This is a genomic window from Methylobacterium sp. 174MFSha1.1 (genome assembly GCF_900116815.1).
In the GTDB taxonomy this organism is placed as follows: domain Bacteria; phylum Pseudomonadota; class Alphaproteobacteria; order Rhizobiales; family Beijerinckiaceae; genus Methylobacterium.
Window position 1 is genome coordinate 196,225 of the sequence record NZ_FPCB01000013.1, and the last position, 15,599, is coordinate 211,823.

The following is a 15,599-nucleotide window of genomic DNA, read 5'->3' on the forward strand; positions in this document are numbered from 1 at the left end:
CTGAAATGACGGCGCGCTCCACCGATTGACCCGCCGCGCGATATCGGCCACGTCGCGCCATTGTCATCCCGTTCGGCCCTCACGGCCGGGCCGCAGCGGGCGCCGGGCGCCCTACCGAAACTCCACGCCTCCCATGCTTGAGCAGCAGCTCGTCAACGGCGTCGTGCTCGGCGCGACCTACGCCCTCTTCGCCATCGGCTTCACGCTGATGTTCGGCGTGATGGGCGTCATCAACCTCACCTACGGGGTGTACTTCGCGCTCGGCGCCTTCGCGGCGCTCTGGAGCACGCAATGGGCCGGGCTGCCGATCTGGGCCGCGCTCCCGGTCGGCGCGCTGATCGCTGGGCTGATCGCGGTCCTGCTCGACACGCTCCTCCTCACCCGCCTGCGCAAGGCGAAGGCGCCGGAGCTCGCGTCCCTCATGGTGACGCTTGGGGCGACGCTCTTCCTCTATGCCGGCATGGCCGCGGCGCTCGGCACCGAGATCCGGCGCTTTCCGGCGGAAGTCTTCTCCGGCGGCGCCTACAGCCTCGGCGACGTGCGGGTGGGCACGACTCAGATCCTGATCCTCGCCGCCGCCATCGTGCTGATGCTGGCGCTGCTCGCGCTGGTGCGCGGCTCGCGGATCGGCCTCGCCATCCGGGCGGTGGCCGAGAACCCGGACGCCGCCTCGCTCATGGGCATCAACGGCGCCCTGATGCTGCGGGTGGTGTCGTTCCTGTCCGGCGCCATCGGGGGCGCGGCGGGCGTGCTCGTCGGGCTCAACTTCAACGCCATCCAGCCCTTCATGGGCGAGCACATGATGCTGCGAGGCTTCGCCGTCATCATCGTCGGCGGGCTCGGCGACCTGCGCGGCGCGCTGCTCGCCGGCCTGCTGCTCGGCCTCGCCGAGGTGCTCACCGCCGCCTACCTCTCCTCGACTCTCAAGGACATGATCGCCTTCGCGCTCCTCGTCGCCACCCTGTGGTTCCGTCCGCTCGGTCTGTTCGGCCGCGCCGCCGCCAAGCGGGCCTGAAGACCATGTGGGAAGCCCTCGACGACTTCTACTGGACCTACCAGAGCCTGATCCACGGGATCGGGGTGAACGGGATCCTGGCCCTCTCGGTCTACGTGGTGCTGGCGGTGGGCCAGCTCTCGCTCGGACAGGCCGCCTTCATGGGTGTCGGCGCCTATACGGGCGCCCTGCTCTCGGTGAAGTTCGGCGCGCCCTTCGCGGTGTCGATGCTCGCCGCCGCCCTGGTGCCGGCCCTGCTGGCGCTGGTCGTCGGCGGGCCGACCTTGCGGCTCACCGGCGTCTACCTCGCCATCGCGACGATCGGGCTCGGCGAGATCACCCGCATCGTGTTCCTCAACTGGGACTATGCCGGCGGGGCGCTCGGCCTGTCCAACATCCCGGAGCGCGGCGGCGTGCCGGCGATCTACGGGACGCTCGCGGTGCTGCTGATCGGCCTGACGCTGGTGGCGCGCTCCCGCGTCGGCCGCGCCATGGAGGCGATGCGCGAGGACGAGGCCGCGGCCGGGGTGATGGGGGTGAACCTGCCGCGCTACCGGCTGGTGGCCCTCGTCGTCTCCTCGGCGATGGCCGGGGTGGCGGGCTGCCTCTCGGCCCACGTCTCCTCCTTCATCGGCCCGAACGAGTACGGGTTCGAGGCGGCGGTGACGATCCTGAGCTACGCGCTCCTCGGCGGCATCGGCTCGCCGCTGGCGCCGGTGCTCGGCTCCACGATCCTCACGCTGCTGCCGGAGGTGCTGCGCCCGCTCGCCGATTTCCGCCTGATGGTGAACGGCCTGATCATCGTGCTCGCCGTGCTCTTCATGCCGCGGGGCATCCTGCCCTGGCGCATCGCCCGGACCGGCTGAACGACCATGGCACTGCTCACCGTCCAGGGTCTCACCCGCCGCTTCCAGGGCCTCGTCGCGGTCGATGCGGTCGACTTCGCGGTCCAGCCCGGCACCGTCCACGGGCTGATCGGCCCGAACGGCGCCGGCAAGACCACCCTGTTCAACCTCGTCTCCGGGGTGCTGGCGCCCAGCGCCGGCAGCGTGCGCCTCGGCGACCAGCCCCTCGACGGGCTGCCGCCCTATCGGCGCACGGCGCTCGGGCTCGCCCGCACGTTCCAGAACATCCGCATCTTCTCCGAGATGACGGTGCTGGAGAACGTGATGACCGGCCTGCACACGCGGCTGTCCGCGACCTGGGGCATCCTGCTGCGCGGCCCGGGCTTCCGGGCCGAGGAGCGCCAGGCCAAGGCCAAGGCGCGCGACCTCCTCGCCTTCGTCGGCCTCTCGGAGGCCGCCGACACCCGCGCCGGCGACCTGCCCTATGGCGACCAGCGCCGGCTCGAGATCGCCCGGGCGCTCGCCTGCGAGCCGCGGCTCGTGCTCCTCGACGAGCCCGCCGCCGGCATGAACCCGGCCGAGACCCACGCCCTTCTCGGCCTCCTGCGCCGCCTGCGCGACGAGCGCGGCCTGACCCTGCTGCTCGTCGAGCACGACATGCCCCTGGTGATGAGCCTGTGCGACCGGCTGACGGTCCTGAATTTCGGCCGCCGGATCGCCGACGGCACGCCGGCGGAGGTGCGCGCCCACCCGGCGGTGATCGAGGCCTATCTCGGCACCGGCAGCCATGAGGTCAGCGTGAGCCGGGGAGCGGTCTCGTGAGCGAGCTTCTGGCGGTCGAGGGCCTGCGCCTCGGCTACGGCCGGGCCGACGTGGTCCACGGCATCGGCCTGAGCGTGCGGCGCGGCAGCATCGTGTCGCTGATCGGCTCCAACGGCGCCGGCAAGACCACGATCCTGCGCAGCCTGTCGGGGCTGATGAAGCCCCGGGCGGGCAAGGTGCTGTTCGGCGACGAGGCGCCCGTCGACATCGCCGGCGAAGCGGCCCATCGCATCGCGCGCCGCGGCATCGTGCAGGTGCCGGAGGGCCGCCAGGTCTTCGCCAACATGACGGTGGCGGAGAACCTGCGGCTCGGCGCCTACCACGTGCCGGGGCCGGAGGCCGCCCGCCGTCAGCAGGCGGTCGAGGCGCGCTTCCCGCGGCTCGCGGAGCGCCTGCGCCAGCAGGCGGGCTACCTCTCGGGCGGCGAGCAGCAGATGCTGGCGATGGGGCGCGCACTCATGGCCGAGCCGGTGCTGCTCCTCCTCGACGAGCCCTCGATGGGCCTCGCCCCCCTCATCGTCGACGAGATCTTCTCCATCATCGCCAGCTTGCGGGCCGAGGGGCGCACCATCCTGCTCGTCGAGCAGAATGCCAGCGCGGCGCTCGCCATCGCCGACTACGCCTACGTGCTGGAGACCGGACGCATCCGCCTCCAGGGCCAGGCGGCGGAGATCGCCCGCAACCCGGAGGTGACGGCGGCGTATCTGGGGGTGTGAGGGCCGGACGCCTCGTGATATCGATCCGGAACGTCGGTCAGCGGATCCGGGCGGCGCATAGACAGTCACGGCCTCTTCGAGCGAACCAGCAGGCTCTCAGGCTCAGGCGGTCTCCAGCGCGCGCTGCACGGCACCGGGATCGCGGCTGATCACCGTGAGATAAGCCCGCGTCGAGCTGTCGGGCTGGGCGCGTCCCTGCTCAAGGTCGCGCAGGGTGCCGATCGGGAAGCCGAAGCGCTGGGCGAACTCGACCTGCGTCAGACCAGTCGCCTTGCGAATTGCCCGTACGTCGACCTCGGCCGGAACGTGAACCCTGTAGGTCGCTGGGTCGGCCTCGCCCCTGGCGATGGCGACCGCCTCTCGGGCGGACTGGATCAGGCGGCTTCCAAACGTGGTCATGGCAGGCTCCTCCCCGGGTCAGCAGGTGATCAATCCGAGCGTGGCGGGCGCACTCGCTCGGCGACACCCTGGCGATAGGACTCCGCGAGGTCGCCGAGTACCATGCGTAACGCGTTGCGCTCCGCTTGGCTGAGGTCCACCCGCTGCCCTTTCGAGACGAGGGCCAGCAAGAATACGGGCACGTCCTCCGCAGCGTAGAAGGTGATCACCCGATACCCGCCGGACTTTCCCTTGCCCCGGCCAGCGATCCGCACCTTGCGGGCGCCGCCGGTACCGAAGATCACGTCCCCGGCCAGAGGATCGGCCGCGATGGTCGCGACGATGGCTTCGCGCTCGTCATCCTCGACACCGGCCGCCTTGGCATCGGCCAGGAAGGTCGGCGTCTGGATGACGGTGTGCATCCGTAAATACTACGGGCAACCCGTACCTTGTTCAACCAAAAAGTAAGAGCGGGTGGCGGGTGCCGCGTCGGTTGCCGTCTTGTCGGATGAGACCATCTCCCACGGCCGATCGGCCCGCCTCGGCCCTCACTGCCACAGACCCGCCTTGCGCGCCTTCGCGCCCGCCTCCGCCGCCTGCAAGTCCGGCGGAGCGCCCGGCGCGGCACGCGCGCCGCCGTTGAACAGCACCACCTCGGACAAATCCTGCTCGCCGGTGCGGCAGCGGTAGAGATCCGCGCCGCCGGCCGGCTGGCACGTCACCTCACGCCGGCGCAGGTACTGGCGGAACTCGCGGACGAAGGCGCCGCCCTGCCCCTCGACGCCGGCGAGGCGCACAGTCTGCCCGTCGAGGCGCAGGCGGCCGGTATCGATCACCCGCGGCACGCCGCGCAAGGTCGGGCTCGCGGCCGGGCGCTCGCCGGGATTCTGCCAGGCCGGGCGGGCCGACGGGCGGGCGGTGCTGCCGGTCTCGCGGGCGCCGTCCCGCGCCTCGGCGGCCTGCGGTGCCGGGCGGGTCTTCGCGACTTGCGCCGCGACATCCTGGAAGAACGCCTCCGGCCCGTCCCCGGCGCCGTTCTCCGCCGCCGTGCCGGAGACATAGGTGCCGACCAGAAGGTCGCCGACCGGGCCGATGAACGATCCGTCCCGGCTCGCCGGATCGTCGGCTCCCTCAGGCGGGCGGGTCAGGCCGGCGAGCAGCGTGAGCAAGGCCGTGCGCCGCTCCGCCGCCGGCATCGGCCCGGCGACGAGGCGGTCGTAGACCGGGCGGCCGTCGCGTCCGAGATGGCGCAGGCTGGCGCTCGCGGCGCGGCGGGCCTCCGGCGTGTCGGGGAGCGGGGCGCCGCCGGCGACCACCGCCTGCACCCCGCCGTCGGGTCCCAGCACCAGCAGGCCGGCCCGGGCGCCGGCGCGGCCGGCGGCGTCGAGGCGGCGCTCGGCTGCCGCTTCGGCGATGGCCTGGAGGCCGCGGTCGAGGGTGGTGCGCACGACAGCCTCGCGCGGCGCCGCGGGGCCGAGGCGGTCCGCGACCTCGGCGAGCACGAGGTCGGGGAAACCGCTGCGGGTCACCGGCGTGGCGCCGGCGGGGCTGAGTCCGTCGAGCGACCGGCCGGCCTCCGCCGCCTCGGTCGCGGAGAGCTTGCCCCGCATCACCATGCCGTCGAGCACGGCGCGGCCGAGTGCCCGGACGGCGGTCACGTCCCGGTCGGGCTGCAGGCCGGGGGCGAGGCTCAGGCCGGCGAGGTAGGCCGCCTCGGCCGTGCCGAGGGAGGCCGCCTCCTTGCCGAACAGGCCTCTGGCCGCCGCGTCGATCCCGACGCGGCCGGGGCCGAACGGCGCGAGGTCGAGGGCGCGGGCGAGGATCCGCGCGTCGCTCTCCCGCGCGGAGAGCCACAGCACCAGCATCGCCTCGCGAACCCGGTCGGCGAGGCTGCGCGGCGCACCCGGCGCGATCCCGATGATGTCGCGGCGGACGAGCCGCTGGGTCAGGCGCGGGCCGCCGGAGCGGGGACCGTCGCTGATCGTATCGCGGAAGGCGCGCCCTATTACCGCCGCGACGCCCGACGCATCGAGGCGGTAGCCGTCCTCGAACCATGGATCCTGGGCGGCCAGGAAGGCCTGGCGCATGGCCGGCGACACGGATTCCAGCGGCAGCGCCCTGCCCCGCTCGACGCCGCGGCGGGCGATCGGCGTGCCGTCCTCCGCCTGGACCGCGAGGGTGCGGGGTGTGGGCTGCACTCCGGCCAGGGGCGGCAGCGTCGCGGCGCACCAGGCGAGGAACAGGGCCGCGACGCCGAGGGCTCCGAGACCTGCGAGCAGCAGGGCGCGCCCCCAGGGCAAAGCCCCGACCCGCCGCGCGGCGCCGGTCACGCGGGAGGCGAGGGGATGGGCGCCGACGCGCTGCGCCGCTGCCTGCCAGGCGGGCGCGGCCCGGCGCAGGGGTGCGGCGGCGGCGGCGAGCACCGGCTGGAGATGCCCGGCGGCGGCGCTCCCGGCCCGGGCGGCACCGGTGCGGACCTGCGCCAAGCCGGTAGCGAGGCGGTCCGCGGAGAGCCCGCTTCGGACGGCGGAGACGGGGGAGACAGCGGGAGCCTCCGGGGGTTCCGGCGGCGGGCTGGACAGGTCGAGCCAGTCCCGCCCGGTCTGCGTCGTCATCGGCTCCGCCACCATCCTGCGCGCTCATCCTCCGCCTCGACACCGCCGGCCCCGAGACGCTGAGACGGGACGCGAAACGGCTACGGTCCCGAGCAACGTTGGCGCTGCGGAAACAGTTCCGCGTTCCGACGCCCGTGCAGGCGCGCGGCTCTGGGGAACGGCGCAGTCCGCTCGGCCTCGCCCGATGTGACGACAAGTCTTCGCCCGCAAGCTCGGCCGTTGGGTAACACGATACGTCAGACGACCCGCGAATAGTCCGGAACGATATTTTGAAGTCGGCGTTTTGAAGCATCTTCGGCGCGCCGCCGCACCAATCCCGGCGCACAGGGAGGCAACCGATCATGAACAGACTGACAGTTGGACTGGCGGCGCTGCTGCTCAGCACTTCGGCTTACGCCCAGACGGCCGGGAGCCCTGGCGCCGGCGGCGCGCCGGGTCGCGGCGGCGAGATGAGCCAGCCGGGCCCGAAGGGCGGCCAGATGGGCGCCGGCCAGCAGGCCCGCGGCGAGATGGGCAAGGGCGAGGCCGGCAAGTCCGATTCCAGCAAGTCCGACATGGGCCAGGCCCGCGCCGAGCAGGGCCGCCAGGGCTCCGGCCGCGACGGCATGAACAAGGCCGACACCAACAAGGCCGACACCAATAAGGCCGACATGGCCGACCGCAAGGACGGCACCCGCGACCGCGCCGAGACCACCCGCGCCGGCGAGCGCGGGGCCGACCGCGATTCCCGCCGGGCGATGGACGAGCGCCGCGACGGCGACCGCCGGGCGGAGCGCCGCGACGATCGGGCCGACCGGTTCGAGCGCCGCGAGGGCCGCGCGGGCTTCCGCAGCGAGGCGCGTGAGGACCGGATCACCACCGTCGGCGGCCGCCGCTACGTGACCATCGCGGGTCAGCGAGTGATCTACGGCTCGCCCGAGTATCGCCGCCTCGTCGTGGTCGAGCAGCGCGAGAACCGCGGCGTGCGGGCCGGCCGGGTCGAGTTCGTGACGATCCAGGGCCGCCGGGTGCGGGTCGGCTCGCCCGAGTACCGCCGCCTCGTCATCCGCGAGAAGAGCGGACCGAAGCGCTACGTCGTGGTGCGAGGCCAGCGGGTAATCTACGGCTCGCCCGAGTACCGTCGCCTGATCGTCTCCGAGCGCACCGGCGGCGACCGCTACGTGGTGATCTCGGGCCGTCGCGTCCTCGTCGGTTCGCCCGAGTATCGCCGCCTGTCGGTCAGCGAGCGCACCAGCGTCACCGGCAGCGTCCGCAGCCGCGAGGACGTGCGCAGCGAGCGCCGCGAGGATCGCCTGAGCCGCAGCGAGGAGCGCCGCGACGGCCGAATGGACCGCGAGCGCAACCGCGACCTGTCGCGGGGCGAGATGGGGAACGGCAAGGACCGGAACGACAAGGACCGCCGCGAGATGGGCGAGCGCAACGGCGCCCGGCCCGAGCAGGCGGCGGGCAACCAGCCCGGCCGCAACGGGTCGGAGCGCGGCATGAACGAGCGGCAAGGAAACGACCGTCAAGCCAACGACCGCCAGATGGGCGGCCGCGGCACCGGCCCGGAGACCACCGGCAGCACCCAGCGCGGCGGCCAGCCGGGCGGCAAGTCTATGGAAGGCAAGGCGATGGACGGCAAGGCGATGCAGGAGGGTGGGTCACGCTCCATGCAGGACGGCGGCGCCAAGGCCGGCCAGCCCGGCGGCGCGGGCGGCCGGATGTAATCCGGCACCATCGATCGTCCGATCGTGAACAAGGCCGGTCCCGGGGGCACCCGGGGCCGGCCTTCGCGCGTGCGGCGAAGGCATCAGCCGACGGTGCGGCGCACGGTTGCGGCAATGGAGCGCTCAGGGTCCGATGTGATTGTGCTCGCCCGGGTCATGCGCTACCGCCGGAGACCTGCGCCGGCCGCCCCAGTGCCGCCCGGTTGACGCCGCATGGAGGCGGTCGACGCGCGCCGCGACGTGAGCCGGGCGTGTTCGGGAGGATCAGGATGCCGAGGCGCGCCCCCATCTCCACCATCGGCCCGGACGACGCCGTCGCCCGCGTCGCCCCGTCCGTCCGGCTCGCCCCGGCCGGCGCCCCCACCCACGCCAGCCGAGCAGATTCGACGCGCAGATGCTGAAAACCGCCATCGTCGCGGCGCGGGACCGCCAGCGCCTCCAGGAAATCGCCGGCATCCTGATCGGCTTCGGGGTCAACAAGGTCGTCGACCGGCTCGGCCTGCGGGCGATCCCGCGGCTCGCCTGGCGCAGCGCGCCCGCCGTCGACCTCACCCGCCTGTCGCAGCCTGAGCGCCTGCGCCGGGCGATCGAGGCCTTGGGACCCACCTTCATCAAGCTCGGCCAGGTGCTGGCGAGCCGCGCCGACCTGCTGGCACCGCAATGGACGGAGGAACTCGGCAAGCTGCACGACAAGGTCGCGCCGCTGCCCTGGGAGGTGATCCGGCCCCAGCTCGAGGCCGATCTCGGCGCCCCGCCCGCCGAGATCTTTTCGGAGTTCGACACCAACCCGATCGCCTCGGCCTCGATCGCCCAGGTCTACCGGGCGCGGCTCGAGACCGGCGAGGAGGTGATCGTCAAGGTCCGTCGCCCGGGCCTGCAAAAAATCATCGAGGCCGACCTGCGGCTGCTGTCGCACGCCTCGCGCATCGTCGAGACCGAGTGGCCCGAGATGGCCCGCTACCGGCCGACCGAGCAGATGCGCCACATCGCCAACGGCCTGCGCGAGGAGCTCGACCTCGCCAACGAGGGCCGCAACTGCGAGATGTTGGCGGCCCTGTTTCCCGACCGCGACGACGTCGTATTCCCGAAGGTCTACTGGGAATACACCTCCGAGCGGGTGCTAGTGCAGGAATTCATCCACGGCATCCCGCCGACGGACACCAGGCGCCTGGAGGAGGCCGGGCTCGACCGCAAGGTGCTGGCCCAGCGCGGGGTCGACGCCTTCCTGCAGATGGCGATGATCGAGGGCCTGTTCCACGCCGACCCGCATCCCGGCAACCTCCTGGCGATGCCCGGCAACCGGATCGCCTTCATCGATTTCGGCATCGTCGGGCGGCTGTCGCAGCGCCGCCGCTCGCAGCTGCTGATGTTGATCGGCGCGATGCTGCAGGAGGACGCCGACGGGCTGATGGCGGTGCTGCTCGACTGGACCGGCGCCAGCAACCCGGACCTGACCCGGCTCGAGGCCGCCTCGCAGGCCTTCGTCACCCGCCACAACGGCGCGACGCTCAATCTCGGCCTCGTGCTCACCGACTTCATGACCATGGCGCGCGAGAACGACCTCGCGATGCCGACCGACCTCGCGATCCTGTTCAAGGGCCTGGTCACCGCCGACGGCGTGATGCGCCAGCTCGATCCCGCCTTCGACCTGTTCGCGGCGGCCGGCCCGACCGTGAGCCGCCACATGCGGTCGCAGTTCTCGATCAAGGACGTGAAGGGCAAGTTCCAGGGCCTGGCGACCGGGCTCTACGGCGCGGCCTCCGAGCTGCCGACGCTGATCCACCTGATGCTGGTGCGGCTCAAGCAGGGCCGGGTCACGGTGGAGATCGAGCTCAAGGGCATGGACAAGCTGACCCGCGGCATCGAACGCGCCGCCGCCCGGGTCGCGGTCGGCCTCGTGGTGGCGGCCTTCGCCACCCAACTCGCCCCGCGGCTGATGGAGCACGGCACCCCGGCCTTCGCCACGATCGGCATCCTGGTGCTGACGATCGGGATCGGCTGGATCCTGCTGCTCGCCCGCAACCGCTGACGTAGCGGGGCAGCCGAGCGACGCTTGCGTCGGGGCCGCCCCGGGGGACGGCCCCTACCCTTCCGGATGGTCTGCCGGGCTCAGGCGTCGAGGCGCCGGCTGCGCCGGCGGGCATGCAGGTCCTGCGCCGCCCGAGTGGCGTGGCGCGGGCTGCGGAACACCCGTCCCTCCAGGGTGTGGAAGTCCGGATGGGCGGAGAAGAAGCGGAAACCGTCGGTCTCGGGGACGACGATGCCGGCGGAGGTCTCGCCGACCTCGACGATGCGGGCGGGCTGCATGGGCGTACATCTCCGGTCGCGGCCGCCGCTTAAGGGCGAGCCGAGGAATGCCTGTCGCGAAAGAAGCTTAGCAAGAGTCGGGCCGGCCTCGGGCGGCCCGGGCGGACGGCGCGCGCCTAGCCGCGGCGTCCGCCGCGGCGACACGGGTCGCGGCGAGCCGGAACGGGGCGGCCGGCGAAGGGCATGCGGCGGAGCGGCATCGCGGGGATCTCCGGGTTGGCCCGCCGGCGCGTCGCGGCGCGCCGGGGTGCTTTAGCGTTTGGTCTCGCGGCGCAATCGCCTCAAATCACCGCGGCGGGGGCTCGTGAACGGCCCCGAAGGCCAGAGCAAGATCGGTCCGGCGGGCGCCAATGTCAACGAGAATGTTCTTTTTATGGAACAACTCGAAAGACAAGGAGCTTTTACCCGTTGGCTTGTTCGCGAAAAATTCTTTACGTCTCGGCCGTCTTCGGCGCCATCGCCTCGCGCACGAACGAAAGCCGTTCTGTAAAACAAACGTTCCGCGTGGCGGACGCTCTGGCGCGCCGTCGCTGCGTGACGCAGGATGCGCGCCCTGGACCTTTCGGAGACAACCGATGTCGGACGAACCCCACGATCACGCCCATCCCCACGCGCACGATCACACTCACGACCACGCGCACGGCGCGCGACGCTGGAAGCACGACGGCGTCCGGGTGATCACCGGCGACAAGCTCGACGCGAACACGGCGCAGACCCCCGGGATGTTCCGCCAGGCGGCGATCAACCACGCCCGGGTCGGGGCGCAGAAGATCTGGGCCGGCACCGTGGCGATCGAGCCCGACGCCAAGACCGGCGTGCACCATCACGGGGCCCTCGAGAGCGTGATCTACGTGGTGCGCGGCCGTGCCCGGATGCGTTGGGGCGAGCAGCTCGAATTCGTCGCCGAGGCGGGCCCGGGCGACTTCATCTACGTGCCGCCTTACGTGCCCCATCAGGAGATCAACGCCTCGCCGGACGAGGCGCTCGAATGCGTGCTGGTGCGCTCCGACAACGAGGCGGTGGTGGTCAACATCACCGACATCGAGCCCGTGGAGCGGCCCGAGGCGGTCTACTGGGTCGATCCGATCCACAAGCACCCGTGATCCCGGGGCCTTCCGTACCTCTCGGCCCCACGCTTCCTGCCCCGCGGGGGTGGGTTAACGCGGCAGAGTAATCACGGTTCCATGTCGGCGGTTTCCAGCAGCCCGTAGTGTCCCGCGGGGGGATGTCGCAGGTTTCCCCCCGGTCCTGCACCCACTGCATTGCTGGGCGGGCGGATCGGCGGGCCGGAGGCGGGATCCGGCCCGCCACAGGACAGTGGCCCCGGCGCATCAGGTCTCGTGACGACTTGGATGCTGGGGATTTTCCCGCTTCGCTTAACCTCCTGTTAAGCACGCCGGGCGACCCTCGGGGCAATTCCTGATCATCCCGAGGATCCCATGCCCGCGCAGCAGGCCCGCCTGCCCTTTTCCGACGACTGCCCAGTCTCGCTCGACGTGCTCGGCACGCTCTACCGCGCCGATGCCGAGGCGGTGGAGACACTCCTCTCCGACATCCCGTCGGCGACCCGGGCCCGCCTCGCGACGTACCTGTACGGCAAGAGCCACCTCCACGCCCTCGGCCTGCGCGTCGCCTCGGCCTGCACCGAGACCGACCTGGTGCGGGTAGCCGGGACGGCGGGAGCGGTCCTCTTCGCCCAATCCCGCGCCGCCCCGCGCGCGCCCGAAACCCGCTATCCCGGCCAGCGCCGCATCAGCCTCGCGGGCAGTCGCTCAGTCGCCTGAGCGAAATCTCGGTTTCTCGCCGATCCCCGCTTGTGGTCCGGCGAGAACCCATGCTAATGCCCCGCCTGCGCTGGCGACGGCGCCCGCGGAGAGGTGGCAGAGCGGTTGAATGCACCGCACTCGAAATGCGGCATGGGCGCAAGTCCATCGGGGGTTCGAATCCCTCCCTCTCCGCCAGGCTTGTTGTAACGCACACCATAGATTGTCCTTTTTGGGTGTGTTCTTGTCCACGATCTCAGCATAGTTTGGCCACTGCGCACAAGAGCCCTTGAAGAATCAGGGCTTTTTCCGACGTGTCATTGCAGCTCGCATCGAGAGCTCTGGCAGCGGACTCACACACCCCCAGACAGCCGCATCTGCTCCGATACCTCGAGCTGCGTCACAATCGGCGCGCACTTATCGCTGGGGTGCGACGCGACCGAGCGATGCACTCGCTGCGCTGAAAGATGCGCCCGCGGTGGCGCATGTTGCCGCGGGGTCACACTTCTGTAGCAGCTACGCTCACTAAGCTACTGCGAACTCGCGATGTCAGCGGGGGCACTGCACTCGGCGGGCTCGAGAAGGCCACTGTCTGGTGACAGCGCAGAGTGCCTTTGGCGACGTCCAAGCGTAGGACCGGACCGAGTGCCAGCTCCAGGCTGAAGCTCTCAATAGTGGCCGCCGCATCCCGCGGCCGGGCGACTCGCCGCAGAAGGCCAACTCAGCTTCCTCGTCGCTGGTTAGCAAGTTCTCAGGCTGGTCGTCGTCGGCACCGCCGGCCTGCGCGCTGTTCTCATTGGTCTGCTGCCAGAGCGCATCGAACTCGGCGATGCCGATCCAGGCCGGGACGTCCGATTCAGCCTCGTCCAGCCAGCCGTAGTTCAGGGACTGAGCGGTCCAGTGAGCCGGTCGCAGCGATCAGGAAGCCGGGGGCATCGAACTCGCCGCTGCCGGGCCAACCTCCTACGGGACTGCTGTCAAACGGCATCGGAACGGGACCCCTAATCGGCGTCCAATCGGGCCCCCTTGTTGCGCGTAGCGCGACGCCCCTGCTCAGGCCGGCGAAGCGGGTCGGGGTGGCGCAGCCGGGCTGAGCAGGGGTCCAGGATGAGCTGCGCGCAGGCCGCCCTTCACGCCCGGTTCTTGAAGCGCCAGCTCTCGTTGCCGGTTTCGACGATCTCGCAGTGGTGGGTCAGCCGATCGAGCAGTGCCGTCGTCATCTTGGCGTCGCCGGCAAACACGCTCGGCCACTCCCCGAACGCCAGGTTGGTCGTCACCACGATCGAGGTGGTCTCGTAGAGCCGGCTGATCAGGTGGAACAGCAGCTGACCGCCCGACTGCGCGAACGGCAGGTAGCCGAGCTCGTCCAGCACCACCAGGTCGAGCCGGGCGAGGTGGTCGGCGATGCGGCCCTGCCGGCCGGCTCGCGCCTCGGCCTCGAGCCGGTTGACGAGGTCGACCACGGTGTAGAACCGGGCCCGCGCCCCGTCCCGGATGCACGACCGGGCGACCGCGATGGCCAGGTGCGTCTTGCCCGTGCCGGTGCCGCCCACCAGCACGACGTTGCGCTGGTGGGCCAGGAACTCGCCGCCGCAGAGGTCGCGCACCAGACCCTCGTTGATCGGCGTCCCGGCAAAGGCGAACTCGGCGAGGTCCTTGGCCAGGGGCAGCTTGGAAGGGACCCCATGCGATCAGGATCGCATGGGACCCTCAATCGTCATCTGGTAGCGGATCGAGCGCGCCTGCTTCTCGCTGATCTCGGCCTGCAACAGGTCGCCGACGATCTGATGCGGTTCGTGGCTGCGCTTGAGGGCGACCTTGATGATCTCGTCGTAGGCCGCCTTCATCCCGAACAGCTTCAGCTCGCCCATGGTGGCGAGGATCTGCTGACGTTCCATCATGGGGCTCTCCTCAGGCTGTCGTAGCGGGCACAGTCGGCGACCGGCTCGTGGCGCAGCCGCAGGCTCTCGGGCGTCAGCAGCGGGACGGGCGTAGGTGGCTCCCGCTGGCGGGCCAGGATGTTGATCACCACGTCGGCCGAGTGCACGCCCTCGCGCAGTGCCTCGGCGCAGGCCGCCTCGACCGCGGACAGGCCGTCGCCGAGCACGGCGGTGAGGATCTCGACCATCTGGCGGTCGCCGTCGGCGCTGCCGGCGAGCTTGCGGCGGATCCGTTCGAGGGCGGCGGGCAGGACCCAGTCCTTGAACGGTGCGCCGTTGCGCAGCGCGCCGGGCTTGCGGGCGAGCACGGGGACGTAGTGCCAGGGGTCGAACACCGTCTGGCCGCGGCCGAAGGCCCGCGGGTGCTCGGCGACGACGCGTCCGTCCTGGCGGATCTCGATGCGCTCGGCATAGGCGCGCACCTCGACCGGGCGGCCGATGGCCGAGGCCATGACCGAGTACTTGTTGTTGTCGAAGCGCACCAGGCAGGTCGAGGACACGGCCGCCGGCACGGCGTGGAAGCCGTCGAAGCGTCCGGCGTAGGGGACCAGGGCTCCCCGTTCGGCTTCGAAGGCCTGCCAGATCGTCAGGTCGCGCTGCTCGGGATGCGGGTGGGCCTTGGCGTAGGCGACGACCCCGTCGAGCAGCAGGGCGTTGAGCTCGTCGTAGCTTCTCACCCGGACGCACGGGGTGAACAGGCGCTCGCGCACCAGCCCGACCTGGTTCTCGACCTGCCCCTTCTCCCAGCCTGACGCCGGCGTACAGGCCACGGGCTCGATGAGGTAGTGCGAGCACATCTGCAGGAAGCGGCGGTTGTAGGCGCGCTAGCGCCCGACGAAGATCGTCTCGACCGCGGTCTTCATGTTGTCGTAGATGCCGCGCTGGCAGGTGCCGCGGAAGAAGGCGAACGCCCGGTCGTGGGCGTCGAAGACCATCTCCTGGCTCTCGCGCGGATAGGCGCGCACGAACAGCATGCGCGAGTGGCAGAGCCGGACGTGGGCGACCCCCGCCTTCGCGGGGGCAGGCTCTTGATCGTCGTGGTGACGCCGGCGATCAGGACGATCTCGTGGCTCCAGTCGAACTGGTAGGCCTCGCCCGGGGCGAAGGCGAGCGGCACGAAGGCGGGAGCCGTCACGCTGGCCTGCTGGCGCTTCCACGTCTTGGCGTAGCGGCGGACGGCATCATAGCCGCCCTCGTAGCCGAGCCCCCGCAGCGCCTCGAAGATCCGGGTCAGCGTCAGCCGCTCCCGCGCCGGCTTCCCGACATTGGCCGTCAGCATCCGGTCGAGCTCGTCGCGCCAGGGCCCGAGCTTGGGTACAGGCTGGACGCTGCGGGTGTAGCGGAAGGCGGTTGCCTCCGAGCGGATCACCTTCCTGACGACCTTGCGGGAGAGCTTCAGCTCCCGACAGATCTGCTTGATCGGCTTATGCTGCACGAAGTACGCGCGGCGGATCTTCGCGACCGTCTCCACGACCAACATCCTCCGCGAGCCTCCCGTTCCGAGTGCGGG

Annotated in this window: 12 protein-coding genes, 1 tRNA gene and 2 pseudogenes; 9 read left to right on the forward strand and 6 right to left on the reverse strand. The window is 71.3% G+C overall.

Annotated features, from left to right (window positions below; genetic code table 11):
- Positions 1 to 133: 133 nt before the first annotated feature.
- From BM430_RS12830 to BM430_RS12845, 4 genes are read left to right on the forward strand one after another with little or no spacing between them, the layout of a single operon-like run.
- Positions 134 to 1,015, forward strand: coding sequence for a branched-chain amino acid ABC transporter permease (locus BM430_RS12830; RefSeq protein WP_093567636.1), 882 nt, complete (start codon positions 134 to 136; stop codon positions 1,013 to 1,015).
- Positions 1,016 to 1,020: 5 nt separating this feature from the next.
- Positions 1,021 to 1,860: a branched-chain amino acid ABC transporter permease gene (locus tag BM430_RS12835; RefSeq protein ID WP_093567637.1), complete on the forward strand. Its 840-nt coding sequence runs from the start codon at positions 1,021 to 1,023 to the stop codon at positions 1,858 to 1,860.
- A gap of 6 nt (positions 1,861 to 1,866) precedes the next feature.
- Entirely contained in the window at positions 1,867 to 2,661 is a 795-nt protein-coding gene (locus BM430_RS12840; protein WP_093567638.1) for an ABC transporter ATP-binding protein, read from the forward strand.
- On the forward strand, positions 2,658 to 3,377 hold the full coding sequence (locus BM430_RS12845; RefSeq protein ID WP_093567639.1) for an ABC transporter ATP-binding protein: 720 nt from the start codon (positions 2,658 to 2,660) through the stop codon (positions 3,375 to 3,377). The genes BM430_RS12840 and BM430_RS12845 overlap by 4 nt, the downstream gene beginning before the upstream one ends.
- A gap of 102 nt (positions 3,378 to 3,479) precedes the next feature.
- Here BM430_RS12845 and BM430_RS12850 read toward each other — a convergent pair whose 3' ends face one another.
- From BM430_RS12850 to BM430_RS12860, 3 genes are all read right to left on the reverse strand, one after another.
- Positions 3,480 to 3,776 (reverse strand): helix-turn-helix domain-containing protein, encoded by a 297-nt coding sequence (locus tag BM430_RS12850; protein WP_093567640.1) that lies wholly within the window; start codon positions 3,774 to 3,776, stop codon positions 3,480 to 3,482.
- Between the two features lie 29 nt (positions 3,777 to 3,805).
- Positions 3,806 to 4,177, reverse strand: a complete 372-nt coding sequence (locus BM430_RS12855) for a type II toxin-antitoxin system RelE/ParE family toxin (RefSeq protein WP_093567641.1) — start codon at positions 4,175 to 4,177, stop codon at positions 3,806 to 3,808.
- A 126-nt stretch (positions 4,178 to 4,303) separates the two neighbouring features.
- Positions 4,304 to 6,370, reverse strand: coding sequence for a transglycosylase domain-containing protein (locus BM430_RS12860; protein ID WP_244539470.1), 2,067 nt, complete (start codon positions 6,368 to 6,370; stop codon positions 4,304 to 4,306).
- 341 nt (positions 6,371 to 6,711) lie between these two features.
- Here BM430_RS12860 and BM430_RS12865 point away from each other — a divergent pair, with 341 nt between their 5' ends.
- Positions 6,712 to 8,079, forward strand: a complete 1,368-nt coding sequence (locus BM430_RS12865) for a hypothetical protein (RefSeq protein WP_143132018.1) — start codon at positions 6,712 to 6,714, stop codon at positions 8,077 to 8,079.
- A 394-nt stretch (positions 8,080 to 8,473) separates the two neighbouring features.
- A complete protein-coding gene (locus tag BM430_RS12870) occupies positions 8,474 to 10,108 on the forward strand; it encodes an ABC1 kinase family protein (protein ID WP_093567643.1) in 1,635 nt (544 codons plus the stop codon).
- Positions 10,109 to 10,188: 80 nt separating this feature from the next.
- Here BM430_RS12870 and BM430_RS12875 read toward each other — a convergent pair whose 3' ends face one another.
- A complete protein-coding gene (locus BM430_RS12875; RefSeq protein WP_093567644.1) occupies positions 10,189 to 10,386 on the reverse strand; it encodes a hypothetical protein in 198 nt (65 codons plus the stop codon).
- Between the two features lie 575 nt (positions 10,387 to 10,961).
- Between BM430_RS12875 and BM430_RS12880 the strand changes: the two genes are divergently transcribed.
- The 3 genes from BM430_RS12880 to BM430_RS12890 all read left to right on the forward strand — a co-directional run bounded on the left by BM430_RS12880 (position 10,962) and on the right by BM430_RS12890 (position 12,347).
- On the forward strand, positions 10,962 to 11,489 hold the full coding sequence (locus BM430_RS12880; RefSeq protein ID WP_093567645.1) for a cupin domain-containing protein: 528 nt from the start codon (positions 10,962 to 10,964) through the stop codon (positions 11,487 to 11,489).
- A 336-nt stretch (positions 11,490 to 11,825) separates the two neighbouring features.
- Positions 11,826 to 12,170 (forward strand): hypothetical protein, encoded by a 345-nt coding sequence (locus tag BM430_RS12885; protein ID WP_093567646.1) that lies wholly within the window; start codon positions 11,826 to 11,828, stop codon positions 12,168 to 12,170.
- 87 nt (positions 12,171 to 12,257) lie between these two features.
- A tRNA-Ser gene (locus BM430_RS12890) sits at positions 12,258 to 12,347 on the forward strand.
- A 932-nt stretch (positions 12,348 to 13,279) separates the two neighbouring features.
- On the opposite strand, the pseudogene istB reads toward BM430_RS12890, so the two are convergent.
- Positions 13,280 to 14,050, reverse strand: a pseudogene (gene istB, locus BM430_RS12895) (IS21-like element helper ATPase IstB).
- Positions 14,047 to 15,569: pseudogene (gene istA, locus BM430_RS12900) on the reverse strand (IS21 family transposase). Before istA ends, istB begins: the two co-directional pseudogenes overlap by 4 nt.
- Positions 15,570 to 15,599: the final 30 nt, after the last annotated feature.